Below are 23,999 nucleotides of genomic sequence, written 5' to 3' on the forward strand. Positions count from 1 at the left end.
AAAAAAAGGTCTCCTGTGTTAATGGGAGACCTTTTTTTGTTGATTAATTCTTTTTAGGTAATAAGTATGATTCGATTTTAAATCCCATCAAATTTACTCTGATCAAATAATAGCCGTTTTATATTATCTTATAATATGAAGTTTCTGTTTTTTCTTCTTTTTATGGCGACAGCTTTTTTTGTAAAAAGCGATTCCAAAAAGTACCATAAATCTTTTCATGAGGATTTTTCGAAATCAAAATCGAAGTTTTTTCACTACGGTTCGACTGGTACAAAAGCTGATTTTAAGTTTAATATGGGGCAGGAATCTCCAACTGATACAGAAAAGAAAATCCTTTCCTTTAAGCTAGATCCTCTAGACGAAGCCGGGCCTGGTAAAGGGCCAGAAATTATTTCAAAGAAGTTTACTCATTTCGGAACCTATTCAACTCGCTTAAAAGTGCCTGATGTAAAAGATAAACAACCAGATGTAGGTGCTGTCGTGGGTTACTTTACCTATCATGAGGATGATAATGAAGGGCTGAGCGAAATCGACTTTGAGTGGTTAATCGCGGATCCCAGAATAATCTATGTAGGAACCTGGACTGGTGAGCATGGGAAGCTCCAGCGCATCGGGAGGATAATTAATTTGGCCAAAGGAGAAATCATTGAAACGATTTCAAAGATCAATTATGATGGGACTCCTACTTCCTTGGAAGGAAGGCAAAATATGCCTGAAACAATTCCAGAAATCGAAAATTACGATGCTTCCTCTCAGTTTTATACCTATGGTTTTGATTGGGAAAGTGACCGATTGCGATGGTGGATAATCCATCCAGAAACTGCAGATACAGTTACACTTTGGGATTATCAAGGTTCAAAACTTGGAATCCCCCAACATGCTTCAAAATATCGAATGAACTTCTGGCATACCAAAGATTGGGCTGTTGAGGGAAATCCGAATTCTTTAGAAAAGCCCAAGTATCCATTTGAATTGGAAGTGGACTGGATGGAATATAAGGCTAAGTAAATAGTTTTTCCTAATTACTCTCAATTACCTGTCCTTTTTCTCGATAGAGATCTACAGGACCGTCTAATAATACCGCAATTACAGTGATATCCTTGTCATAGACATTGTCAGGAATATCGATGTATTTCATTCCCGGCACAGCGCTCCAGTACATTTTGCCTACTTCTCTGGATTGAAGTTTGGTGCCATTTCCTACTACCCAGACACGCTGGATTTTATTTTTTAGGCCTTTGATCGCTAGAGATTCATTGACTTTATAGTCCAAATAAATATAAAGAATGGTTTTATCCTTGGATAGTGTGGTTGGTGCATACACATGGCCATCAGGAATACCCGCTTGTGTTTCGTAGATCGCCGATTCATGCTTGGAGGTCCAGCGCCCAAATTCATTTAGAATGTTTACAGCTTCTTCAGGAATCGTTCCGTCTGGCTTTGGTCCGAAATCCATGAGGAGATTACCTCCCATATGCAGGCAATCCACAAAAATTCTAAGCAGTTCACTCGGGCTTTTATAGGCATGATCATTTCCTTGATAGCCCCAGCTATTGTTCATAGTCATGCAAAGTTCCCAGAATTCACTGGTTGGACGAGTGACAGGTACACCTTGTTCAGGAGTGTCATAATCTCCAAATCCAGGGCCTAGCCTAGAGTTGATGATTAAATTAGGGTTATATCCTAAAAGTTTTTCTTTCAATTCGGCACTTCTCCATTCTTCAGGTTTATGTTCCCAATCTCCATCAAACCAATACAAATCTGGATTATATTGCTCCGAAAGTTCATTTAGTTGCGTAAAATTAAAATCTGTAAACTTTCTGAATCTCTCAGGATCATTTTTATACCGAAAAGTATCTCTTGTTTTTCTATCATAATCCGGATGTGACCAGTCCAAAACTGAGAAATAGATTCCTTTTTTGATACCTTCTTTTTCCAAGGCATTCATCAATGGACCCACTAAATCTTTTCCCGCTGGAGTTTTATTAACTACCGAAAGAGCCGAAGCTTTGGTGTCCCAAAGTGCTACTCCATCATGGTGTTTGGCAGTGAGCACTGCATATTTGGCACCACTTTTCTTGATTAATTTTGCCCACTTTTCAGGATCATAGTTAGAAGCAGTGAATCCATCGAGTTGCTTCATGTAATCATCATAGCTGATGTAATCATTGAAAAAGGACCATGATTCATCAATTCCGTTGACAGAGTAAATCCCCCAATGGATAAAAATCCCCAGTTTGGCGTCTTTGAACCATTCCATTTTTTGATCATTTTCTTGAGAATGGCTGTTAATAGGGTAAAGTAGAATGAGGCTTGCAATGAAGAAAATTAAAGCTTTTGCCGAAAAAGGGTAATGTAATTTCACTTGATTTGCTTGGGTTGAATCGTAAAATTAAAGATTGCCATTGGTTCTTCAAGGAAGATTTACAGCTTTTGGATTTATTTACTGGCAGAGATATTTTTTATAAATAAATATCCATACCTTTGCAGTCGCGAAAGGAGGTGTATAAATATGATCGTAGTAAACGTAAAAGAGAACGAATCTATCGAGAAAGCGCTTAAGCGTTTTAAAAAGAAGTTTGACAAGACAGGTGCTGTCAGAGAACTTAGAGCTAGACAAGCGTTCACAAAACCTTCTGTTAAAAGAAGAGCACAGGTCATCAAAGCGGCTTATAAGCAGAAACTTCAAGAGGAAGCTAATAAGTAATCTTTATTGACTAAAAAATATTAGCGCAATTACTTCGGTAATTGCGCTTTTTTTGTGCCTTTTGTTACTGGAATCCATTGTTTTTTCGTGTACCTTTTAGAAAGTAAATCTTGTACATGTTAGAATCTTTTATCAATTACCTAGAATTCGAAAAAAAATCAAGCAACCACACGGTGTTGGCTTATCAAAAAGATTTGGAGCAATTCCAGGAATTTATTTCCATTTCATTTGGTAAAGAAGAGATTTCAGAAGCAGACCACTCAGAAATCCGGGCATGGGTGATTGATTTGGTAGAGAATGGGTTGAGTACCACCACAGTAAATAGGAAAATTGCCACTCTTAGATCTTTTTATAAGTTTTTGCTCAGATCCAAGGAAATATCTAAGGATCCTACCTATAAGTTAAATTCCCTTAAAAACCCTAAAAAACTACCCGAATTCTTACAGGAAAACACCATTAGTTCCGTTTTAGAAGAACGTGTTTATGAGGATAATTTTGAAGGGCAGCGAGATAGGATGGTAATGGAGTTTTTGTACCTTACCGGAGTCCGTCTTTCAGAATTGACAGGATTGAAATGGAGAAATATAAATCTTCAGGAAGAGGTGATCAAAGTTTTAGGAAAGCGGAAAAAAGAAAGAATAATACCTATTACAAAAGGGCTTGCTCGAAATATCATTTTGTATAAAAAAGTATTTGAAGAAAGGTTTTCAAAAGTTACTCAAAGTGACTATTTTATTGTTACTAATCATGGAAAGCCAAGTTACCCTATGATGATATACCGTATCGTCAGACATTATCTGGATCTTTTTGCGCAGACTTCTAAGCGTAGCCCACATGTTATGCGACATACTTTTGCAACTCACTTATTAAATAAAGGAGCAGATCTCAATGCTGTCAAAGATTTGCTGGGACATACAAACTTGGCTGCAACCCAGGTCTATACCCATAATTCACTAGAAAAACTCAAGGCTGTGTTTGAACAGGCACATCCAAAAGCGTAAATAAATTATTGTTCAACCATTAAATGCAAATGAATATGAAACTGCAGATGCACTCAATCCACTTCGATGCCGATCGTAAATTGATCGATTTTATCCAAAAAAAAGCAGACAAGCTGGAAACCTACTATGATCGTATTATAGATGGTGAGGTTTTTATGAGGCTAGATAAAAATGACAACAATGCTAATAAAATTGTTGAAATCAAGCTTAATGTGCCAGGGAAGCAGTTTTTTGCAAAGAATCAATCAGATTCTTTCGAAGGGGCCGCTGATGAAGCAATTGAAGGATTGAGAAGACAAATTAAAAAGTATAAGGAAAAAGTAGTTTTAGTCAGGCAGTAATAAACCCTAAATTATTATTCAAACCCTCGGAACTCCGAGGGTTTTTCTTTTTCTTGCGAACTTTTCCCATGAAGTCAAAACTATCATATCGCGTCTCTTTCTGGATTGTCAGTTTGACTATCGTTTTTGCTAAGGTATTATTTCTATTTCGTCCCGAAATTGATCTATTTACAGAGGAAGCACAATATTGGCTTTGGTCTAGAAATTTAGCATGGCATTATTATTCAAAACCACCCTTAATTTCCTATCTAAACTACTTAAGTACTGGATTATTTGGGATCAATGAATTTGGAGTGCGATTTAACCCAATAATTTTTGGACTTGGGACTTCCTGGATTACCTATCGATTTGGAACTTACTTATATGGAGAAAAAGTAGGGTTTTGGGCCTCACTTATTTTACAGGCGATGCCATTTTGGTGGTTGATTTCAACTTTCCATACAACAGACACCTCCCTAACATTTTTTTGGTCTTTGACAGTTTATTTTCTTTATAGAGCTCATTCGGAGAAGAAAAAACGATGGTGGATTTTTGCCGGCTTTGCTGCTGCTCTTGGTTTGATGGCAAAAGCCGCTATGGTTTTGGCATTCCCATTTATTTTTTTGTTTCTCATACAGCAAAATACTTTGGCAAAGAATTGGAAAAATTTGGTTCTTTTTAGTTCTGTAATGTTTCTAGGCTTTTTACCTATGTTCATATGGAACTTCCAAAATGATTTTCTGACGTTCAAACATCTCGCAAATTTAGCTGGTGCAGGAAAAGAATCTGGGAATGATTCTGGATTTTTATTTGGAAAAGCACTGATCCAGTTTGCAGAATATATGGGAGGACAATTAGTCATGGTCTCGGTTTTTTTACTTCCGTTGATCGTGGGTTCTATTAAAAATGTATTTAAGTTCAAAAGTCAGAAAAAATTTTACTTGATCCTTCCCGTATTATTGACCTTTATTTCTTTTGGATTCCTTAGTTTCTTTACCCAGATACTGGTAAACTGGCCTGTTTTTACCTACTCAGGTTTAGCCATCATAGTAAGTGCTTGGATAGTAAATCAATCTCAGACATTTTTGAAGCTGAGGAACTGGGGTGTAGCTATTAGTATTTGTTTACCTCTAATTCTGATTTTACCGGATTTTACATTTTTTAAATCCATCCCACCAATAAAAAAAGGAGAAAGGCAATTATTTAAAAGGATGTCTGGATATGATCCTTTAGCTGGAAGAGTGGACTATCTTAAAGATAGCTTGAGGTTAAAAGATGTTTTTGTTTTCTCAGAGACCTATCATATGGCTTCAGAAATGTCATTTTATCTTAACGATAACCCACAAACATACATGCTGAATATGGGTGCTAGAAAGAACCAGTTTGATCTCTGGCCTGGGATGGAACAATTTTTAAACAAAGATAATGTTGGTATTTTTGTAAGCTGGAATTATGATTCAACTGGGGATTTTGCCCAATTTGATTCTTTATTATATGAGGAAGAATTTCAGGTTTTTTTTAGAGGCGAACACCTGCGGTCTGCAAAAATTCAGTTTTGGCAAGGCTTGATAGAATTCCATCCTTATCAGCCAGAGACCTATTGATTCATTTTTTTTGTAGCCAATAATAGATTTTCCCGTTTTCTTCCAAAAGGGAATTGAAATTGGGGCTTCCAATATTTTGGAGTAAGAAGGGAATACGCTTGGAATCCCAATTTACAGATGCTGTTTTGATCTCGTATTGGTCAAAATTCAGTTTTTCAAGGTATTTATCTTCCACGATAAGATGTTTGAATTCTTTAGCCTTCTTCATCAATTCCTCATCAGTCAATACTTTTTCTCCAGTGATATCTGTCATATAAAAATCAGGTCCCAAATAAACGCGAATTTTACTACTTGTATGGATATTACCGACGAATCCTATCTTCTCTGTGGGGCTGATTCTATTTGTATGAACAAATTTTGAAACTTGCTCTCCTTGCTCAGGAAGTGAGATTTTTGCTGTGCCTGTAGAAAGGATAAAAAACAGGAGTAAAACTGAATAGGAAAGTGCTTTTGGTAGCTTTTGATGTGTTAAGGTCAGTCTAAAAAGATAAATCCAGATTATTAGACCCAAAGCTAATTGAAGGTAAATGAGAAGACTACTTCCTAAATTGATATTCAACCAAACTGAGAAGAGACCTATGACCGCTCCTAGTAACAAAAATATCCAGGTGCTTACCTGAAGGCCTTTTCTCCTAAATTCAAATTCTCCCCTTACCAAGATCCAAGCTAATAAAACTGCTATTACCGGTGAGACAGGCAATAAATAACGTTCATAGAATTTAGTTGTTAAAGCCCCCATTCCAAGAATCGCTAATCCCCAAAGTAAGGCGAATCCAAAGAAAACTTTGTTTTCGTCCCAAGTCAATTTGATACTTTTTTTAAGATTTGGAGAAGCCAAAAGAATCCATGGTAAATAAATTGCAAAAAGATTAATGGTAGCTAAGAACCCATTTTTTAGAATTAATAAATATCTGGAAGTTACCCTACCACCGACTTGGTCTTCTAAGAAGCTATCTAAATAGGTGGGGCCATGAATTTTCCACATGGCTACAAACCAAAAAAGACCAATAATAATAGCTAATACAATGGAGGGTAGGTGTAGTAATGTTTTGAATGAAACTCTTTGCCACGGATTAGATAATAAATATATAATACCAATACCTCCCAGAGCGGCGGCAGGAAGCCCTTTGACCTCAAATGCTAGTGCTAAACTGATATAAAGAAGCCATAGATATTTTTTAGGAGTCTGATTCCCAAATCGAATTAATCCCCCAAATCCTATAGCACTTGAAGTCATAGTCAAACCTAATAGTATGTCTGGAATAGAGCGGGTAGCGGCAAAAATTAAAACTGGGTTGGCAGCAATGATCAAAGCTGAAATTCCAGCTATTTTTTTATCCTCAAAAAGAATTTTTGCGAGCCAATAAGTAAACCCAACAGTTAAAGATCCAGCGATCAAAAAGAATATTCTTGAAGAAAAGGCACTGACTCCAAATATTTTAAATCCAGCAAGTACTACCCAATAAGTTCCAATTGGTTTTCTAAACCTAAGCTCGCCATTTCCCAAATATGTGGTCAAATAGTCCCCGTTTTGAAGCATTTTTACTGCTGCATCAGTATAATACATTTCGTCTGGGAAATGCATATGGAAGCTCAATGCAAATGGGCCAACCAAGATGGCAAAAGCAGCCATCACGATCCATGGATTAATTTGGAATTCTTTTATTGACATGTTGCAAAGATAGAATGAATGTACTTTGTCACACCAAATTTTCTTCGGCTTCCTAGAGTGAAGGACCGCTTTATTGTCAAAGGAAGTATTTTACCGTATTTTTGAGCAAATTAAAAAGCATGAGCAAGCCCCAACTGTCGGTAGTCATAACCGTCTACAACGAAGAAGAAAATATCAAACCTCTTTTGGAAGCCACATATTCAGCTCTTTCAGAGATAAATTATGAAGTGATTTTAATTGAAGACGGTTCTACTGATCGGACTGTTTCTGAAGTTAAAAAATATGCAAATGAGCGAACTAAACTGATTATTTTTAATCGGAATTATGGTCAGACAACAGCTTTGGCGGCAGGCATCGATATGGCCAAAGGGGAATATATAGCCACAATGGATGGGGATCTGCAAAATGATCCGACAGACATACCAGTCATGCTTAATATGGCAATTAATGAAGACTGGGATGTAGTAGCTGGCCGAAGGGCAAACAGGAAAGATGGCTTTGTTCTACGTAAAATCCCCAGTAAAATTGCTAATTGGGTAATTCGAAATACCACGAAAGTCTATTTAAAAGATTATGGTTGTACGCTTCGGGTATATAAGGCAGAAATCGCTCAAGGGATGGGTTTATATGGAGAACTTCATCGATTTATCCCGGTATTGGCAAAGCAACAAGGAGCCCGAATGACAGAAATGGATGTAAAGCATCATCCAAGAATTCATGGTGAGTCAAAATATGGATTAAGCAGAACTTTTAAAGTAATGGCTGATTTGATTTTGATGCTCTTTTTTCAAAAGTATTTCCAAAGGCCGATTCATTTGTTCGGAGGAATTGGAATAGTCGCATTTTTGATTGGAGTTTTGATCAACTTCTATCTGCTGATTTTAAAAATTATGGGTGAGGATATTTGGGGCAGGCCAATCATGATTTTAGGATTCATTCTGTTACTTGGAGGCATTCAGTTTATTACCACAGGAATTATTGCGGAGATTATCGTTAGAACCTACTTCGAGTCCCAGGATAAAACTACCTATACCATTAAATCGGTTTTTCAAGGAGGTGTTCAAGCTGACTCAATTACAGCCTAACATCTAATAAACCACTTAATTTTTTTTAGAATAGAATACAAGCCCTTTGAAAAAAGAATCGAAAAGATTAGGAGATAAGCTTAAAACTATACTAAAGCTCCTTTTAACCGCTTTGGCTATTTTTCTTGTTTTTCGGAAAATAGACTCAGATCAGTTATGGGAAATAGTAAAGACTCTTAACTGGATATGGCTGGTGCCGGTATTGATTTTATTTGCATTAAGTAAAGTTTTTACGGCATTCCGTTTAAACAGGTATTTTAGGACTATTAATTTATATATATCAGAACGGTTGAACCTCAAGCTATATCTCATAGGGATGTTTTATAATCTTTTCCTGCCAGGGGGAATTGGTGGAGATGGGTACAAAGTTTACCTACTGAATAAACAATTTAAGACCCCGGTCAAAAAACTGATTCAAGCTTCTTTACTTGACCGATTAGGAGGTTTGGTAGCGATTATCTTTTTACTTTTTTGGTTATTTCTTCTTGTCGAAGTTCAAGTTGAATTCTTGGAAACAACCCTATGGAATGGCTTGATGCTTATAGGTATAATCGTAACCATTCCACTTTTTTGGTTCCTTCAAAAGATGTTTTTTACTGACTTTCTACCTTCTTTTTGGTCTGCCAATGCGTGGTCTTTGGCAGGTCAAATGACCCAGATAATTTGTGCTTTATTTATCCTATGGAGTTTGGGTATTTCAGAAAATATCCTTGCATACCAATTGGTGTTTTTGCTTTCATCGATTGTTGCTGCATTGCCTTTGACTATTGGTGGAGTTGGCGCCCGTGAGTTGGTCTTTATTTATGCTCATACCTATGTCGGCATCGATGAAGCTACGGCGGTTGCTTTTAGTTTGATCTTCTTTTTAATTTCTGCTCTCGTTTCTTTATGTGGTGCATTTATAAAATATAAGCTCCCTAAGGCTGAAAATTAAACCCCTTCCAAAAATCATTTTCTTACCTTTGCTAAAATCTTAAAAAGCAATGACCAAAGCCGAACTTTTCTCAGAAATTCAGAAAAAATCTTCCTTTTTATGTGTCGGCTTAGACGCAGATATCGAAAAAATACCAAATCATCTGAAGACAGAAAAGGATCCTATTTATACTTTCTGTAAGGAGATTATAGAACAAACCTCGGACTTTGCCGTGGCATATAAACCTAATATCGCTTTTTTTGAAGCTTTAGGTCCTCATGGTTGGGAGACGCTTCAAAAAATCAATGAACTCATTCCGGAAAATATTTTCACCATTGCAGATGCAAAAAGAGGTGATATTGGAAATACCTCAAAGTTATATGCAAGAGCATTCTTTGAGAAAATGGATTTCGACTCAGTGACAGTAGCACCATACATGGGTGTGGATAGTGTAAAACCATTTTTGGAGTTTGAAAACAAATGGGTTATTCTGCTTGCCTTAACCTCAAACTCTGGTTCTGTGGATTTTCAATTGATAAAAGATGGGGAGGGGAAACCTTTGTATAAGTCCGTATTGGAGAAAAGCCAGAATTGGGGAAATCCTGAAAACATGATGTATGTGGTTGGTGCAACTCGTGGAGAACTAATTGGAGAAGTAAGAAAAGTGGTGCCAGATCATTTTTTATTAGTTCCGGGAGTTGGAGCTCAAGGAGGAAGCTTAACGGATGTTGCGAGGTTTGGAATGAATTCTACCTGTGGACTTTTAGTGAATTCCAGTAGAGGAATTATTTATGCATCAGATGGGAAAGACTTTGGTCAGGCAGCTAGAAAAGAAGCCTTTAAACTTCAACAGGAAATGGAAGAATTGTTAGATAGATATTTGAAATGATTATTGATTTTGCAGATAAATGAAGCCAGTTTAAACTGGCTTTTTTGTTTTTAAACTTTTTCTTACATTGAAGAAACTTTTAGGTAATACTTTTATGATTTTCAGAGAAGACTTTTTACAACTGGTCTGGAAGTTTCAATACTTTGACAAGAGAAATTTTCAAACATCCAATGGAGAAAATGTACAGGTAATCCAGGTTGGATTTCATAATCAAGGTGAAGGACCTGATTTTCTAGACTCAAAAATTATTGTTGATGGAGTGGATCTCTATGGCCATGTTGAGGTTCATAAGTTTGCGTCAGATTGGAAATTACATGCCCATGGAGGCGATCCAGCTTATAATTCTGTCATCCTTCATGTCGTATGGGAAAATAATAAACCTGTCTATAGAAATGATGGTACGTTGATGCCGACGGTTGAATTGAAAGGCAAAATTTATTTAAATATCTGGAGAAATTATGAAAGACTTTTGGATTACAAATCAGATTTACCCTGTTTTCATGCAGTAAGCCAAGTCCCAGATATAATCCGATTTTCGACTTTGGAAAAAGCTTTAGTGGAGCGGCTTCAAGAAAAATCCGAATTGATTTTAGGATTATTGGAAACAAATAAAGGAGATTGGGAAGAGACCTGTTATCAATGGCTTTTTATCAGTTTTGGTTTTAAGACCAATGCGAATTCTATGGGTGAGTTAGCTATCAAAATTCCCTATAAAACGCTTTTAAAACATCGGGATAAATTACCGCTTTTGGAGGCGATTTTATTTGGTCAAGCTGGTTTATTGCCCTCAGAGTCAAAAGAACCATATACTTCATATCTGATTAAAGAATATGAGTTTTACAAAAAGAAATATAGGTGGGATAACCCGATGATCCGTCAACAATGGTTTTTTATGGGAGTAAGACCAAGTAATTTTCCAACCCTAAGGATTGCCCAATTAGCATCTATTTTGTCGAATGCGCCTAATTTGCTCAGTGCAATTATGGAGGATTCCAGGGATTTTAATTCTTTCAAAAAACTTTTACAAATCAAGCCCAGTGATTATTGGCAGTATCATTATTCTTTTGGGAAATCTTCAGATAGAAATGTCTCAAAAGGAATTTCAGATACAGTTTTGCAACTCTTGATCATCAATTTTGTGATTCCTGTTTGGTTTGCTTATGGAAGATATTTTCAGCAATTGGAGTGGCAGGAAAGGTGCTTTGATTTACTTCAGGAAGTTGCTTCAGAAAAGAATCATATCATTAAAAAATTTCAATCTGCAAATTGGGACCCAACTAATGCATTTGATTCTCAAGGTATGATTGGTCTTTACAAAAATTACTGCCAACCCAAAAAATGTCTACAATGCAAGGTTGCGCAAAGTTTGATTAAGAGAGAAATTGAATGAACTTTGCGTAAGCATATGATTTCCCGTACTTTTGCACTCCGAAAAGGAAAAAAACATGGAAAAACCAGTAATTATTTTAGGAGCAAAAGGTATTGCTCATCCAGCTCTTGAAATATTTAATAGTAATCAAGTCATTGTCTATGGTTTCTTGGACGAAGATGAAAGCCTTCATGGTACAGAAATAAATACCGTTTCGGTGTTAGGGAATCCAGAAGACGATGGCTTTCTTAAGTTGATCGGGAAGAAGGTTGAATCCTTTGTAGCTGTGGATGATGTTAAATACCGAAAGTTTTTGGTAGAGCTACTGAACGAACGTAGAAAAGTGCAGCCGATTAATGCCATTCACCAGACAGCCTATATTTCTACCGATGCTGTGATAGGTCACGGTAATTTCATCAACGCTAAAGTGACCATAGGTGCAGGGGCAGAAATTGGCCAACATTGTATCCTTCATTCAGGAGCAATTATTGATCACAAAGCAAAACTTGGAGATTTCGTTCAAGTTGGAGCAGGCTCAATAATAAATTCTGAAGTTACTATTGAAGAAGGAGCATTTATTGGCTCAGGAGTTACAATTGTTTCTGGTGTGAGTATTGGCAAAAATGCCAGAGTTGGAGCAGGTTCAGTCGTAATTTCATCTGTTGGAGCAAATGAAACAGTATTTGGTAATCCTGCTGCAAAAATTAAATCCTAAATTATCATACTTGATTTTATTAATTTCAAATCTTAGTTTTTCCTGAATTTTTCAGGATCATATTTCGTAAAACCCAAACACCCTGCCGAAACAGGGCTAAAGTTATGGACAACAACAATTATCAAATTCTCCTGTATTACTGTTACGCAAGGATTGAGAATCCTGAGGAGTATCGAGAACAACATCATCTATTTTGTGTAGAGAATAACATTAGAGGTAGGATTATTATCTCTGATGAGGGCTTGAACGGAACCGTTTCTGGCTTAAAAGAAGACTGCGAAAAGTATATGAATTATATACATGCGGATTCAAGATTTTCAAAAACAGAATTTAAAATTGATGAACATGATAAACATGCATTCACGAAAATTCATGTAAGATATAAACCTGAGATTGTTCACTCAGCTCTGAGGCATTTGGATCCAAATGTAAAAACAGGAAAACATCTTGATCCCGTAGAATTCAAGAAATTAAAAGATCAAGAAGATGTGGTCATTCTTGATGTTCGGTCAAATTACGAACATGAGTTGGGAAGGTTTAAGAATGCTTTGACTCTAGATATTGATAACTTCCGTGATTTTCCTGAAAAGGTAAAAGAATTGGAACACCTAAAAAACAAGAAAGTATTGACTTATTGTACAGGGGGAATAAAATGCGAGAAGGCTTCAGCTTTTTTGTTAGAGCAAGGTTTTGAGGACGTATATCAGCTTCATGGTGGTATTATAAAATACGGAATGGAAGCAGGTGGAGAGGATTTTGAGGGTAAATGCTATGTTTTTGACAACAGAATTGCTGTGGATGTAAATAAAGTAAATCCTAAGGTAATTTCTAAATGTCATGTCTGTGGTACTAATTCTGACAGAATGGTCAATTGCGCTAATCAAACTTGTAATGCGCACATTCCAATGTGCGAGGAATGCGGATGGAAAATGGAAGGAGCTTGTTCAGTTGAGTGCAAGGAAAATCCAGAAAAAAGACCTTATGACGGAACAGGTTATTATCAAAAAAATACTAATGGATATAATCCTTATAAAGGTCTAAAACGCAATAAATCCAAAGATCAAGTTACCCTCTAAGAGTGTGAGAAAAGAGATTGCACCATCCGAACTTATTTTAAATGCTGACGGGAGCGTATATCATTTACATTTGAAGCCAGAAAATCTGGCTTCTCTTATTTTTACTGTCGGAGATCCAGACCGAGTTCAGTTAGTTTCTCAATATTTTGATGAAATAGAATTCAAAACACAAAAAAGAGAATTTATAACACATACAGGGAGAATTGGAAAAACAAGGGTGACTGTGATGAGTACCGGGATGGGAACTGATAATATTGAGATTCTAATGACTGAGCTCGATGCCTTGGTTAATATAAATTTAGAAACCAGGGAAGTTAAGCCTATCAATAAATCACTTCAGATAATCAGGCTGGGGACATCAGGGGCTATGCAATACGATATTCCTGTTGGCAGCCTCCTTGCTTCATCAAAAGCAATAGGGCTGGATACGTTGATGCAATTCTATCCCAATCTTTCGAATTCTCAAGTATGGGGAAACTTGATAAAGAAGGAGCTCAATCTAGACTTTTATCCCTATCAAGCAGAAGCAAGTCAACTATTATTAGAAAAGCTTGATTCTAGATTTAGAATGGGAATTACCTTGACCTGCCCAGGTTTCTATGCCCCTCAAGGAAGGACTGTCAGGTTGAAGCCAAAACTCGATAACATGTTAGAAAAGCTTTCATCTTTGGAAATTTCTCGAGAAAAACTCACCAACTTCGAAATGGAAACAGCAGGTTATTATGCCTTGGGGGCATTGCTGGGCCACGAAGTGTTAAGTTTAAACGCGATCATTGCCAATAGGAATAAAGGGGAGTTTGATAAAGAGCCTGAAAAAACTGTGGATTTATTAATCCGCACAGCGCTCAAGTTGTTCATTAAAAAATAATCACCCTTACGCTATATATCTATTGAAGGAAGAAACCTCTTCCAGTCTAAAGTCTTCCCATTCATTATAATCTATTGCCATCATTAGCTGATTTATGAATTCATTGCATTCTTGCTTGCTCAAATAAATGCCAAATAATCCTTCGGCTTTATTTACTAGAAAAGTTCTGTCACTTTCAAATTGACCTACGATATCAGTCCAAGATCCTAGAATAAGTAATTCATCGCGATTTTTTATCGTTTGAATAATCTTGAAATTGCCTTTAGGAGATGTGATTTTCATGATACAAAAAGTTGGTTTATATAGTTTTACGATATCAAAGCTATATTAAAAAGTAGGGTAATTCAATACGTATTAATACTTATTTTATCATTTTAAATACAATAAAATGGATTTTTAATTAATTATTTCCCGGTTCTTTTGAGCCCACAAAAGTAAAGAATTGTGTTTTTTTTCCAGTTTTAATTTGGAAATCATATTACTTCTGTGTTTATCTACGGTTCTTTCCGCAATAAATAACTTCTCTGCAATTTTTTTTGTAGAAAGACCTTCTGCTATTAACCGAAGGATTTTTTTCTCAGAGGGAGTAAGTTGGGTTTGATCTGAGTTTAAATTATTGGATTCTTTGTTTTCAAAGATTTTTTCACTGAAAAAATTCTCTCCCTTTAACACTGTTTCAATTGCGCTTGATAGTTCACCCAAAGCGAACTCTTTGAGGATATATCCAGATAAATTTAATTCTTTCGCTTGGTGATATAGATAAAGCTCCTTGTGTAAGGTTAGTAAAATTATCTTAGTCTGTATCTTTTGATTTTTACATTCAGAGGCTATTTCTAAACCTGTTAGATAGGGCATTTCCAAATCCAAAATGGCTAATTGAGGACGAAATTCTGTAATTTTGTTCAAAGCCTCTTTTCCATCTTGGGCAGTTGCCACTACATCAATTTCATTTTCTGTCAGAAAATCTTTCAATCCTTTTAATAAGAGGGGATGATCATCTGCAATGATTACTGTAGGTTTAGACATAGGTGATGAAAATTAAGCTTGTTCCGTTCCCTTTTTGACTGATTACCTTCATGCTTCCGTCTATAGAAGAAATCCTTTCTTTTAATGTTTTGAGTCCTAGACTTTGAAAGTCATTTAACTTTTCTGAAAAATCAAATCCTTTTCCATTGTCTTCAATTTTTAACTCAATCCTTTCTTCAATTTTTTGGAAGGTAACCCTCAACGCACTTGCCTCTGAATGTTTCAGTACATTATTAATCGATTCTTGAAGAATTCTGTACAGTTGTAATTCTGATTTCTTATCTAGAGTACCTTTTAAATCTTCTATCTCAGAAGAAACAAATATGTCAGTTTCATTATCAATTTGTCCCAATAAATGTTCGACTGCTTTACTTAAGCCTAATTTCTCTAATTGCATAGGGTGGAGAGACCTTGCAATGGCACGAAGTTCACTGATAGCGGTATCAAGCATTTCTCCAGCATCATTATCTTTGGTTAAAGCAACTTTATTTTTGATCAGAAGTAGACTTTGACCTAATCCATCATGTAAATCCTTGGAAATTCTGATTCGTTCGTCTTCTTGATTTTTAAGCAATTCTTGAGAAAATTTGGATTGAAGCTCTTTTTGTTTCTTCTGATGTTGTAAATTTTTCCATAGAAATAATGATATACTCACAGCAATAAGAAAGAAAACTCCTATTCCTACAGAACGAAGGCGAGCCTTATTTGTGGTCTTTATATTCTCAATTTCACCCGTCTTAACTAACAATTCCCGTTCCTTTTTTTCTGTTTCATATAATGTCTGATAGTATGAAAAGGTCGAAGTTCTATTAACTGTGAAAAGAGAATCTTTATAAAAGTTTAAACTATTGATTGCTTCAAGGGCTTTTTTTGGGTTGTTCAGCTTTGAATACGTCTCAGATAAAATAGTATAAGCCTTAATTAAATGATCCATGTTTTTTGACGCGATTGCTGCCCCTAGTGACTCATTTGCTAATTGAATGACAAGATTCAAATCCCCCGAATTTTTTGCCATCAAGGCGTTTGCGTGTAAGTAGGTAGGACTTGTAGTTTCTATTTCCGGGTTATTTTTGGCTAGATTCTCTGCTTCTAGAAAGTATTTTCTTTGCGATTCTACCAATCCCTGTTCACCATAATAGTTACTTAGCGCAAGCTTGATCATGGCTTCCGCATAATAATTTCTTTCTTTAAAAGGTGTCAATGAGTTCGCCCTTTGAAGATACCTGAGCTGATCTTCAAAACGACTTTGTTTGCTATAATCTTCTGCTTGATTGTAAAGTTGTATAGCGAGGTCACTATCGTTTCCTTCGGCTTCGTCTTTGGCAATAAGGATGTTTCTTATTTTCTCAGCCTCATTAAATATTTCATATTTACTGAATAATATGGCCATTCCTCCATACACATATCCCACATATTCTTCGTCGCCAAGAGATTCATAAATATTTATTGCAGTTTGATAATCTTTCATGCTACCAATCATATCTCCGATATAATCTTTACCCTGTCCTCTAAAAAAGTAAGTGTCTGCAATCAATATGGAATCTTTTGGCTCAAATATTTCAATCGCACGTGTGTATTCCATGATAGCCGAATCAAACTGCTCTAGGTTAAAATAAGCCCCGGCCATCTTTAAATGTAATTCCCCACGAATTGAAGATTCTATCAATTTATCCTCATATTTAAGTGCGTTTTTAAGTAAATTTTTCTTTTCTGAGTAGGAAAATATTTCAGAATTATTTTTTCTGAAAGCCTCGATGGACCTTGCAGTCATTTCTTCAAAATCTTCTTCTCTTTCTGCTTGGAAAATAATTTCTCTTAATAGTGAATCTTGAAAGGAACCTGTAGTGTCTACAGCTTCATACTGTTCGATTAATTCTAAAAGTTTGGAGTCTTCTGAGAAATTATTTTGGGGAAGTGCACTGTAAATGGGGATTAGAAAGCATATCAATATGCCTATGAAAAATTGAATTCGATTCATTTTTAAAGATACTTATTTCGGTCAATTACTTTTTGGAATCATCTCTTGAAAGCCTGGATTTATTTTTTTAGCAAGTTTTTGTTCCACTCAAAAGAGAATTGATTGTTTCACCTAGAATAATTTCCAGTCAACAAGAAATAATTGATATCAAAATAAACGACTATCCAACCAAGTTTATAAAGTTGTGATTTTAACATAAAGACCTGATTATTAAAATTATTCTTTTAAAGATTTATTCAGTACAGGGAATTCCGGCGAGAATCTAGAATTGGTACACTTTTCTTTACATATAGATTCGGAGGGTTTAAGAGAAAGGTGCAGAAAGAAGCAGAAGGGAAGGCGGAGATGATGTGGGTGATGATTTTTAGAAATTACTCCTAATTTTAGGAATGACATTACTTGTTGAACAAATCAAAGCTGCTTTGAAGGATAAGTCAATTCCAGAAAAAGCTGCTTTTTTTCCTAGATTCTTTAAAGCCGGACGAGGTGAATATGGTGAGGGAGATAAATTTCTTGGAGTGAAAGTTCCTGAGCAAAGGAAAATAGCCAAGTCGGTATTCAAGGAAATCAGCTTAAAAGAAATAGGAATCCTGATGCAGGATGAATACCACGAAGTGAGGTTGACTGGGGTGATGATTTTGGTCTATCTCTATGAAAAACTGAAATTAGATGAAGACCGGAAGAAATTGGTTGACTTTTACTTGGACCATCTTCCGTGTGTGAATAATTGGGATCTGGTGGATAGCTCTTGTCATCATATTTTGGGTCATTATTATTTAAGTCGAGACAAATCACTTTTTTATGAATTGGCAGCGAAAGATCATCTTTGGAGTCAGCGTGTAGCCATGGTGAGCACATACTACTGGATTAAGAGGGATGAGTTTAAGGATGCTTTGGCCTTAGCTGAAAGATTTTTGGATCATCCTCACGACTTGATACACAAAGCCGTTGGATGGATGCTTCGTGAAATAGGGAATAGAAATTATGAAGTTGAATACGAGTTTTTGAAAAAGCACTATCATCAAATGCCTCGAACCGCCTTACGTTATGCGATCGAAAAATTTGATGAGGAGGTAAGACAAGATTTTTTGAAAGGAAGGATTTGAAATTTAGAATCAGAAGTATGAATTCAGAAAGCTGAAATAGTAGTCAGGCAGAGCGTACAGACAGCAGAACGGGATCGAAGCCTATCTCGCCGAAGGCATATCTTTATTATTTTATATTTTAAAAAGATAGCTCTTCGATCAGATATTGAATAAGATAGCTACGCAGATTAAAGAATAGGGAATCTATCTCGAGAATCCTATCTCGCCAAAGGCATATCTTGCCGTAGGCTTACTCTATTCCATCCAACTCACTTAGTTCTAACCAAACCATTTCTAGTTCTTCCAGGTTTGCATCGATCTCTGCAATACGATTGGATTGTTTGATCAATTCTTCATGATCTTCGATTCCTGCAGAGATTTTATCCGTGATGCTTGCTTTCTCTTTTTCAAGTTTAGCGATCGAAGCATTTACCTCCTTGAATTCCTGCTTTTGCTTATAACTTGCCTTTATAGCTGTGGTAGAAGGGTTTTCGACTTTCGTTTCTTCTTGATCCCTTTTTGTCTCGGAAGTCTTGGTACTTGGTACTTGATACTTTGTACTTTGTTCCTTTTCCCATTCCCTGAATTCACTGTAATTTCCTGGGAAGTCCTTAATCTCACCCTCACCCTCGAAAACAAACAAATGCTCTACAAGTCTATCCATGAAATATCGATCGTGAGAAACAATGATCAAGCAGCCCGGGAATGAATCTAAAAATTCCTCTAAGGTATTTAAGGTCATCAAATCCAGATCATTTGTAGGTTCATCTAGAATCAGGAAATTAGGATTCTTGATCAAAACCATCAGCAATTGAAGTCTTCTTCTTTCCCCACCGCTGAGTTTGGCGATTGGAGTATGTTGCTGCTTAGGAGGAAAACCAAACTGAGTCAAAAACTGGGAAACCGTGATGGTTGCTCCTCCTGCTATGTTCACAACTTCTGCTACGTCTTTGACGATGTCTATCAGTCTCTTTTCCTCATCAAAACTGCTTTCTTCCTGTTTGTAGTAGCCAAAAGCAGTAGTCTGGCCAATAGATATTTTTCCAGCATCTGGAGCCAGCTGTCCAGTAATCATATTCAAGAAAGTAGTCTTTCCAGCTCCATTTGGGCCTACAATTCCGATTCTGTCTTTCTTTCTAAAAGTGTATGAGAAGTCATTGACGATAGCTTTATCGCCGAAAGATTTGTGGATCTTTTCAATCTCGATGATCTTTTTCCCAAGACGCTGCGTGGTTACTGTCAATTGGATATCACGCTCCTCACGTTTTTGAGAGGCCTTTTCTTTGGTTTCTTCGAAAGCATCTACACGGTATTTTGCTTTGGTGCTTCTTGCTTTTGGTTGGCGACGGATCCAATCGAGTTCTTTCTTGTAAAGACTTTTTGCTTTCTCTAATTCAATATCCTCAATCTCCATTCGCTCAGCTTTCTTATCCAAGAAATAGCCATAGTTACCCATGTAGCGATGTACTTTACCCTGATCCAGTTCCAAAATCTCATTGGTCACTTTCTCTAAGAAATACCGGTCGTGAGTTACCATAAAAAGGGCCAGGTTGGCCTTTGCCAGATAGTCTTCTAGCCATTCGATGGTTTCCAAATCCAAATGATTGGTGGGTTCATCGAGAAGTAATAAATCGGGTTTTTCCAAAATGGCTTTTGCTAATGCCACCCGCTTACGCTGGCCACCGGAAAGCGTGCCTACCGGGATCTCAGTATTATGAAGCCCTAGTTTTCCCAAGACCTCCTTTACCTGATATTCAAAGTCCCAAGCCTGAAAGGCATCCATTTTTTCAAAAAGTACTGTCATCTTTTCGGAATTATCAATACCCCGCTCTGCTTCTAACATGGCTTTGTGATATTCCTCGATAACATTCAGAACTTCAGAATTACTTTGGTCAAAGATAGTTTGGTAAATGGTCATGTCACCTTCAAAAACCGGGTTTTGATGCACATAGGCTACTTTCACCTGTTGGTTGATTCCAACTTTTCCAGTATCAGGTATTTCCAATCCCATGATTATTTTCATCAAGGTAGATTTGCCGGCTCCATTGATACCGACTAAAGCGATTTTCTGGCCTTGGGAAATGCCAAAAGAGATATTGGAAAAAAGCTTGCGTTCTCCGAAAGCTTTACTGAGGTTTTCGACCGAAAGGTAATTCATGCCGCAAAAGTAAGGAAAAGCAAATGGAGTATAGTTATGACTTCCTAAGTTTCAGTAGAAAGGCTATTTTCAAATTATGAAAACCATCCACGACATCCTCAAACTAGGTGACCCCAGACTTTACGAAGTTTGTGAGCCTGTTTTAGAAACAGATTTGGACCAAGTACCGATTTGGACTCAGCAGCTACACGAGGCCATGGAAGATATTAGAAAAGTCTATGGTTTTGGAAGAGGAATCGCTGCTCCTCAGTTGGGAATTTTGAAACGGATGTTTTACCTGAATCTGGATAAACCCTATGTAATCCTTAATCCAGAACTAAAAAATCAGAGTGAGGAGATGTTTGAGTTGTGGGATGATTGTATGAGTTTCCCTAATCTTTTGGTAAAAGTAAAAAGGCATCAATCATTGACTTTGATCTACAAAGATGAAAATTGGAAGCATCAGGAATGGGAAGTTTCGGGAGCAATTTCAGAATTGATTCAGCATGAATATGATCATCTTAATGGTGTTCTTTGCACTATGAGGGCGATTGATCAGAAAAGTTTCAGCTGGAAGGAATAGCTTATATTCGTTTTTCTCTTAGTGTCCTAGTTCAGGAATTGTCAATACTTTACCAGATTAATTAAAATTTACCCTTCCCCTTCGGGATTTTTTTCTAATTTTGCCCCAATTTGGACGTAAGTAATTTCATCTTTCTATTCCCCTCTTGTAATGCCAAAAGATAGTAGCATAAAGCACATACTCATCATCGGTTCTGGACCAATCGTCATCGGCCAAGCTTGTGAATTTGATTATGCAGGTTCTCAAGCAGCAAGATCCCTTCGTGAAGAAGGTATCACTGTAACGCTGATCAACTCAAACCCTGCCACCATCATGACTGATCCGGTGACAGCAGATAATGTGTATTTGCTTCCACTGGAGAAAAAGTCAATAATCAAGATTCTCAAAGAACATCCGGATATCGACGCAGTACTTCCTACCATGGGGGGGCAGACAGCATTAAACCTAGCGATAGATTGCGAGAATGCTGGTATTTGGAAGAAATTCAATACCAAAATGATCGGTGTAGATATTGATGCGATCGATACTGCCGAGAACAGGGAAAAATTTAAAGCACTGATGGAAAAAATCGGTGTCGGAGTTTGTAAAGGAAAAACAGCTACTTCTTTTCTTCAAGGAAAAGAAATAGCGCAGGAGATAGGTTTTCCCTTAATCATTAGAGCTTCTTATACTCTAGGTGGGGCTGGGGGTTCTTTTGTGGAAACAGCTGAAGAATTTGAAAAGCACCTCAGTGCCGGTCTTCAAGCATCACCAGTTCACGAAGTGTTAATTGAGCAAAGTATTCTAGGGTGGAAGGAATACGAATTGGAAGTCATGCGAGATAATATCGGGAACATGATTGTAATCTGTTCTATCGAAAACTTTGATCCCATGGGAGTTCATACAGGAGACTCTATCACTGTAGCTCCTGCAATGACTCTTCCAGATACGGTGTATCAACGAATGAGAAACTATGCGATATTGATGATGAACAGTATCGGTAATTTTGCCGGAGGTTGTAATGTTCAGTTTTCTGTAAGTCCAGATAACGAAACGATCATTGGTATTGAAATTAATCCTAGAGTATCTCGTTCCTCAGCTTTGGCTTCAAAAGCTACAGGCTACCCTATTGCTAAAGTAGCAGCCAAATTGGCAATCGGATACAATCTGGATGAACTTCCTAACTCTATAACCGGTACAACCTCTGCGTTTTTTGAACCGGCTATCGATTACGTGATCGTGAAAGTACCACGTTGGAACTTTGATAAGTTCAAAGGTTCTGATAGAAGATTGGGTCTTTCTATGAAAGCAGTTGGTGAGGTCATGGGAATTGGAAGAAACTTCCAGGAAGCGCTTCAGAAGGCATGCCAATCGCTTGAAATAAAAAGAAATGGTCTAGGAGCTGATGGTAAAGAATTAAAGGATCAAGAGAAGATCCTGTATTCTTTGGCAAACCCAAGCTGGAATAGATTATTCCATATCTATGATGCATTTAAACTTGGAATATCTTTCAGGACTATTTATGACTTGACGAAAATAGACAAGTGGTTCTTAAGACAAATTGAAGAGCTGATTCATCTCGAAAATGAGATCGACAAATACACGTTAGAAACCATTCCATTTGAAATTATGGAAATGGCTAAAAAACGAGGATATGCTGATCGACAATTGGCTCATTTGTTTGGCTGTCTTGAAAGTGAAGTTTTCAACAAGAGATATGATGAAATGGGTATCAAACGTGTTTATAAGCAAGTTGATACCTGTGCTGCTGAATTTGAAGCTCAAACTCCCTATTACTACTCTACTTTTGGAGAGGAGAATGAATCGATCAAAACTGATCGCAAAAAAGTAGTGGTTCTAGGTTCAGGTCCAAACCGAGTTGGTCAAGGAATCGAATTTGATTATTCCTGTGTTCATGGGGTTTTGGCAGCAAAAGAATGCGGTTATGAAACCATAATGATCAACTGTAACCCGGAGACTGTTTCCACAGACTTTGATATTGCAGATAAGCTATACTTCGAACCGGTATTCTGGGAGCATATATATGAAATCATCCTTCATGAAAAACCAGAGGGAGTTATCGTTCAGTTGGGTGGACAAACTGCGTTGAAACTTGCCGAGAAGCTAGAAAAATACGGTGTCAAAATTATAGGTACTAGTTTTGAAGCATTGGATTTAGCAGAAGACAGAGGTCGTTTCTCAACTTTGTTAAAAGAAAATGATGTTCCTTATCCTGAATTTGGAACTGTTCATAATACGGATGAAGCACTTGAGCTTTGCAAAACCATTGGCTTCCCATTATTAGTAAGACCTTCTTACGTATTGGGTGGACAAGGAATGAAGATTGTGATCAACGAGAAAGAACTAGAAGAACATGTAGTAAATGTCTTGAGGGATATTCCTAATAATGAGATTCTTCTAGATCATTTCCTGGAAGGGGCAATTGAAGCAGAGGCCGATGCGATCTGTGACGGAGAGAATGTATATATCATCGGAATAATGCAGCATATTGAGCCAGCAGGCATTCACTCTGGAGACTCTTATGCCGTACTTCCTCCATACAACTTGGGGGATTTGGTGATCCGTCAGATAGAAACCTATACTGAAAAAATTGCTTTAGCACTGAAAACTGTGGGTCTGATTAATATTCAGTTTGCAATTAAAAATGATAAAGTTTACATTATTGAAGCTAACCCAAGAGCGTCCAGAACCGTTCCATTTATATGTAAGGCTTATCGTGAACCTTATGTAAATTATGCCGTACAGGTGATGCTGGGAGAGAAAAAAGTGACTGACTTTGAATTCAAACCGTATAAAAAGGGTTATGCTATCAAGGAGCCAGTTTTCTCCTTCCATAAATTCCCGAATGTCAACAAAGAATTGGGACCGGAAATGAAGTCTACCGGGGAAGCGATTTATTTCATCGAAGACCTAATGGATGACTATTTCTTGAAAATCTACTCTGAGCGTAACTTGTATTTGAGCAGATAAT

21 protein-coding genes are annotated in these 23,999 nt (G+C 36.9%); 15 read left to right on the forward strand and 6 right to left on the reverse strand.

Features of this window, described 5'->3' with window-relative positions; genetic code table 11:
• The first annotated feature begins 135 nt into the window (after positions 1-135).
• On the forward strand, positions 136-1,008 hold the full coding sequence (locus AAGF08_RS06295; RefSeq protein WP_343510296.1) for a glycoside hydrolase family 16 protein: 873 nt from the start codon (positions 136-138) through the stop codon (positions 1,006-1,008).
• Between the two features lie 10 nt (positions 1,009-1,018).
• Here the strand turns inward: AAGF08_RS06295 and AAGF08_RS06300 are convergent, their stop codons facing one another.
• Positions 1,019-2,365, reverse strand: a complete 1,347-nt coding sequence (locus AAGF08_RS06300) for an alpha-L-fucosidase (RefSeq protein ID WP_343510297.1) — start codon at positions 2,363-2,365, stop codon at positions 1,019-1,021.
• Between the two features lie 147 nt (positions 2,366-2,512).
• On the opposite strand from AAGF08_RS06300, the gene rpsU reads away from it, so the two are divergent.
• The 4 genes from rpsU (at position 2,513) to AAGF08_RS06320 (ending at position 5,632) form a co-directional block, all read left to right on the forward strand.
• Positions 2,513-2,707, forward strand: a complete 195-nt coding sequence (gene rpsU / locus AAGF08_RS06305; protein WP_206585473.1) for a 30S ribosomal protein S21 — start codon at positions 2,513-2,515, stop codon at positions 2,705-2,707.
• A gap of 116 nt (positions 2,708-2,823) precedes the next feature.
• Entirely contained in the window at positions 2,824-3,708 is an 885-nt protein-coding gene (locus AAGF08_RS06310) for a tyrosine-type recombinase/integrase (protein WP_343510298.1), read from the forward strand.
• Between the two features lie 35 nt (positions 3,709-3,743).
• Positions 3,744-4,049: a ribosome-associated translation inhibitor RaiA gene (gene raiA / locus AAGF08_RS06315; protein WP_343510551.1), complete on the forward strand. Its 306-nt coding sequence runs from the start codon at positions 3,744-3,746 to the stop codon at positions 4,047-4,049.
• Between the two features lie 68 nt (positions 4,050-4,117).
• Positions 4,118-5,632: a glycosyltransferase family 39 protein gene (locus AAGF08_RS06320; protein WP_343510299.1), complete on the forward strand. Its 1,515-nt coding sequence runs from the start codon at positions 4,118-4,120 to the stop codon at positions 5,630-5,632.
• Between the two features lies 1 nt (position 5,633).
• Here AAGF08_RS06320 and AAGF08_RS06325 read toward each other — a convergent pair whose 3' ends face one another.
• Positions 5,634-7,304, reverse strand: a complete 1,671-nt coding sequence (locus tag AAGF08_RS06325; protein ID WP_343510300.1) for a glycosyltransferase family 39 protein — start codon at positions 7,302-7,304, stop codon at positions 5,634-5,636.
• 119 nt (positions 7,305-7,423) lie between these two features.
• On the opposite strand from AAGF08_RS06325, the gene AAGF08_RS06330 reads away from it, so the two are divergent.
• The 7 genes from AAGF08_RS06330 to AAGF08_RS06360 all read left to right on the forward strand — a co-directional run bounded on the left by AAGF08_RS06330 (position 7,424) and on the right by AAGF08_RS06360 (position 14,219).
• Positions 7,424-8,389: a glycosyltransferase family 2 protein gene (locus AAGF08_RS06330; protein ID WP_343510301.1), complete on the forward strand. Its 966-nt coding sequence runs from the start codon at positions 7,424-7,426 to the stop codon at positions 8,387-8,389.
• 46 nt (positions 8,390-8,435) lie between these two features.
• Positions 8,436-9,323 (forward strand): lysylphosphatidylglycerol synthase transmembrane domain-containing protein, encoded by an 888-nt coding sequence (locus AAGF08_RS06335; protein ID WP_343510302.1) that lies wholly within the window; start codon positions 8,436-8,438, stop codon positions 9,321-9,323.
• 49 nt (positions 9,324-9,372) lie between these two features.
• Positions 9,373-10,191 carry an orotidine-5'-phosphate decarboxylase gene (gene pyrF, locus AAGF08_RS06340; RefSeq protein WP_343510303.1) on the forward strand — a complete coding sequence of 273 codons (819 nt, stop codon included), beginning with the start codon at positions 9,373-9,375 and terminating at the stop codon, positions 10,189-10,191.
• A 67-nt stretch (positions 10,192-10,258) separates the two neighbouring features.
• Positions 10,259-11,581, forward strand: coding sequence for a DUF2851 family protein (locus AAGF08_RS06345; protein ID WP_343510305.1), 1,323 nt, complete (start codon positions 10,259-10,261; stop codon positions 11,579-11,581).
• A 55-nt stretch (positions 11,582-11,636) separates the two neighbouring features.
• Positions 11,637-12,275, forward strand: a complete 639-nt coding sequence (locus AAGF08_RS06350; RefSeq protein ID WP_343510307.1) for an acetyltransferase — start codon at positions 11,637-11,639, stop codon at positions 12,273-12,275.
• A 104-nt stretch (positions 12,276-12,379) separates the two neighbouring features.
• Positions 12,380-13,351, forward strand: a complete 972-nt coding sequence (locus tag AAGF08_RS06355; RefSeq protein WP_343510308.1) for a rhodanese-related sulfurtransferase — start codon at positions 12,380-12,382, stop codon at positions 13,349-13,351.
• Between the two features lie 4 nt (positions 13,352-13,355).
• Positions 13,356-14,219 carry a nucleoside phosphorylase gene (locus AAGF08_RS06360; protein WP_343510309.1) on the forward strand — a complete coding sequence of 288 codons (864 nt, stop codon included), beginning with the start codon at positions 13,356-13,358 and terminating at the stop codon, positions 14,217-14,219.
• 6 nt (positions 14,220-14,225) lie between these two features.
• On the opposite strand, the gene AAGF08_RS06365 is transcribed toward AAGF08_RS06360, so the two are convergent.
• From AAGF08_RS06365 to AAGF08_RS06375, 3 genes are all read right to left on the reverse strand, one after another.
• Entirely contained in the window at positions 14,226-14,501 is a 276-nt protein-coding gene (locus tag AAGF08_RS06365; RefSeq protein ID WP_343510310.1) for a hypothetical protein, read from the reverse strand.
• A 114-nt stretch (positions 14,502-14,615) separates the two neighbouring features.
• Positions 14,616-15,245, reverse strand: a complete 630-nt coding sequence (locus AAGF08_RS06370) for a response regulator transcription factor (protein ID WP_343510311.1) — start codon at positions 15,243-15,245, stop codon at positions 14,616-14,618.
• Positions 15,238-17,223 carry a sensor histidine kinase gene (locus AAGF08_RS06375; protein ID WP_343510312.1) on the reverse strand — a complete coding sequence of 662 codons (1,986 nt, stop codon included), beginning with the start codon at positions 17,221-17,223 and terminating at the stop codon, positions 15,238-15,240. The genes AAGF08_RS06370 and AAGF08_RS06375 overlap by 8 nt, the downstream gene beginning before the upstream one ends.
• Before the next feature lie 389 nt (positions 17,224-17,612).
• Here AAGF08_RS06375 and AAGF08_RS06380 point away from each other — a divergent pair, with 389 nt between their 5' ends.
• Complete coding sequence (locus AAGF08_RS06380) at positions 17,613-18,329, forward strand: DNA alkylation repair protein (protein ID WP_343510313.1); 717 nt, start codon at positions 17,613-17,615, stop codon at positions 18,327-18,329.
• A gap of 229 nt (positions 18,330-18,558) precedes the next feature.
• On the opposite strand, the gene AAGF08_RS06385 is transcribed toward AAGF08_RS06380, so the two are convergent.
• Positions 18,559-20,466, reverse strand: coding sequence for an ABC-F family ATP-binding cassette domain-containing protein (locus AAGF08_RS06385; protein ID WP_343510314.1), 1,908 nt, complete (start codon positions 20,464-20,466; stop codon positions 18,559-18,561).
• Positions 20,467-20,542: 76 nt separating this feature from the next.
• On the opposite strand from AAGF08_RS06385, the gene AAGF08_RS06390 reads away from it, so the two are divergent.
• Both AAGF08_RS06390 and carB read left to right on the forward strand, forming a co-directional pair.
• A complete protein-coding gene (locus AAGF08_RS06390) occupies positions 20,543-21,028 on the forward strand; it encodes a peptide deformylase (protein ID WP_343510315.1) in 486 nt (161 codons plus the stop codon).
• 150 nt (positions 21,029-21,178) lie between these two features.
• Positions 21,179-23,998, forward strand: a complete 2,820-nt coding sequence (carB, locus tag AAGF08_RS06395; RefSeq protein WP_343510316.1) for a carbamoyl-phosphate synthase large subunit — start codon at positions 21,179-21,181, stop codon at positions 23,996-23,998.
• Position 23,999: the final 1 nt, after the last annotated feature.

Origin of the sequence: Algoriphagus sp. SE2, from assembly GCF_039563885.1 — a bacterium.
Taxonomy (GTDB): Bacteria; Bacteroidota; Bacteroidia; order Cytophagales; family Cyclobacteriaceae; genus Algoriphagus.

Coding starts and splice junctions, on each gene's coding strand:
- AAGF08_RS06295 (WP_343510296.1), top strand. CDS start 136: ATGAAGTTTCTGTTTTTTCTTCTTTTTATGGCGACAGCTTTTTTTGTA.
- rpsU (WP_206585473.1), top strand. CDS start 2,513: ATGATCGTAGTAAACGTAAAAGAGAACGAATCTATCGAGAAAGCGCTT.
- AAGF08_RS06310 (WP_343510298.1), top strand. CDS start 2,824: ATGTTAGAATCTTTTATCAATTACCTAGAATTCGAAAAAAAATCAAGC.
- raiA (WP_343510551.1), top strand. CDS start 3,744: ATGAAACTGCAGATGCACTCAATCCACTTCGATGCCGATCGTAAATTG.
- AAGF08_RS06320 (WP_343510299.1), top strand. CDS start 4,118: ATGAAGTCAAAACTATCATATCGCGTCTCTTTCTGGATTGTCAGTTTG.
- AAGF08_RS06325 (WP_343510300.1), bottom strand. CDS start 7,304: ATGTCAATAAAAGAATTCCAAATTAATCCATGGATCGTGATGGCTGCT.
- AAGF08_RS06330 (WP_343510301.1), top strand. CDS start 7,424: ATGAGCAAGCCCCAACTGTCGGTAGTCATAACCGTCTACAACGAAGAA.
- pyrF (WP_343510303.1), top strand. CDS start 9,373: ATGACCAAAGCCGAACTTTTCTCAGAAATTCAGAAAAAATCTTCCTTT.
- AAGF08_RS06350 (WP_343510307.1), top strand. CDS start 11,637: ATGGAAAAACCAGTAATTATTTTAGGAGCAAAAGGTATTGCTCATCCA.
- AAGF08_RS06355 (WP_343510308.1), top strand. CDS start 12,380: ATGGACAACAACAATTATCAAATTCTCCTGTATTACTGTTACGCAAGG.
- AAGF08_RS06365 (WP_343510310.1), bottom strand. CDS start 14,501: ATGAAAATCACATCTCCTAAAGGCAATTTCAAGATTATTCAAACGATA.
- AAGF08_RS06370 (WP_343510311.1), bottom strand. CDS start 15,245: ATGTCTAAACCTACAGTAATCATTGCAGATGATCATCCCCTCTTATTA.
- AAGF08_RS06375 (WP_343510312.1), bottom strand. CDS start 17,223: ATGAATCGAATTCAATTTTTCATAGGCATATTGATATGCTTTCTAATC.
- AAGF08_RS06380 (WP_343510313.1), top strand. CDS start 17,613: ATGACATTACTTGTTGAACAAATCAAAGCTGCTTTGAAGGATAAGTCA.
- AAGF08_RS06385 (WP_343510314.1), bottom strand. CDS start 20,466: ATGAATTACCTTTCGGTCGAAAACCTCAGTAAAGCTTTCGGAGAACGC.
- AAGF08_RS06390 (WP_343510315.1), top strand. CDS start 20,543: ATGAAAACCATCCACGACATCCTCAAACTAGGTGACCCCAGACTTTAC.
- carB (WP_343510316.1), top strand. CDS start 21,179: ATGCCAAAAGATAGTAGCATAAAGCACATACTCATCATCGGTTCTGGA.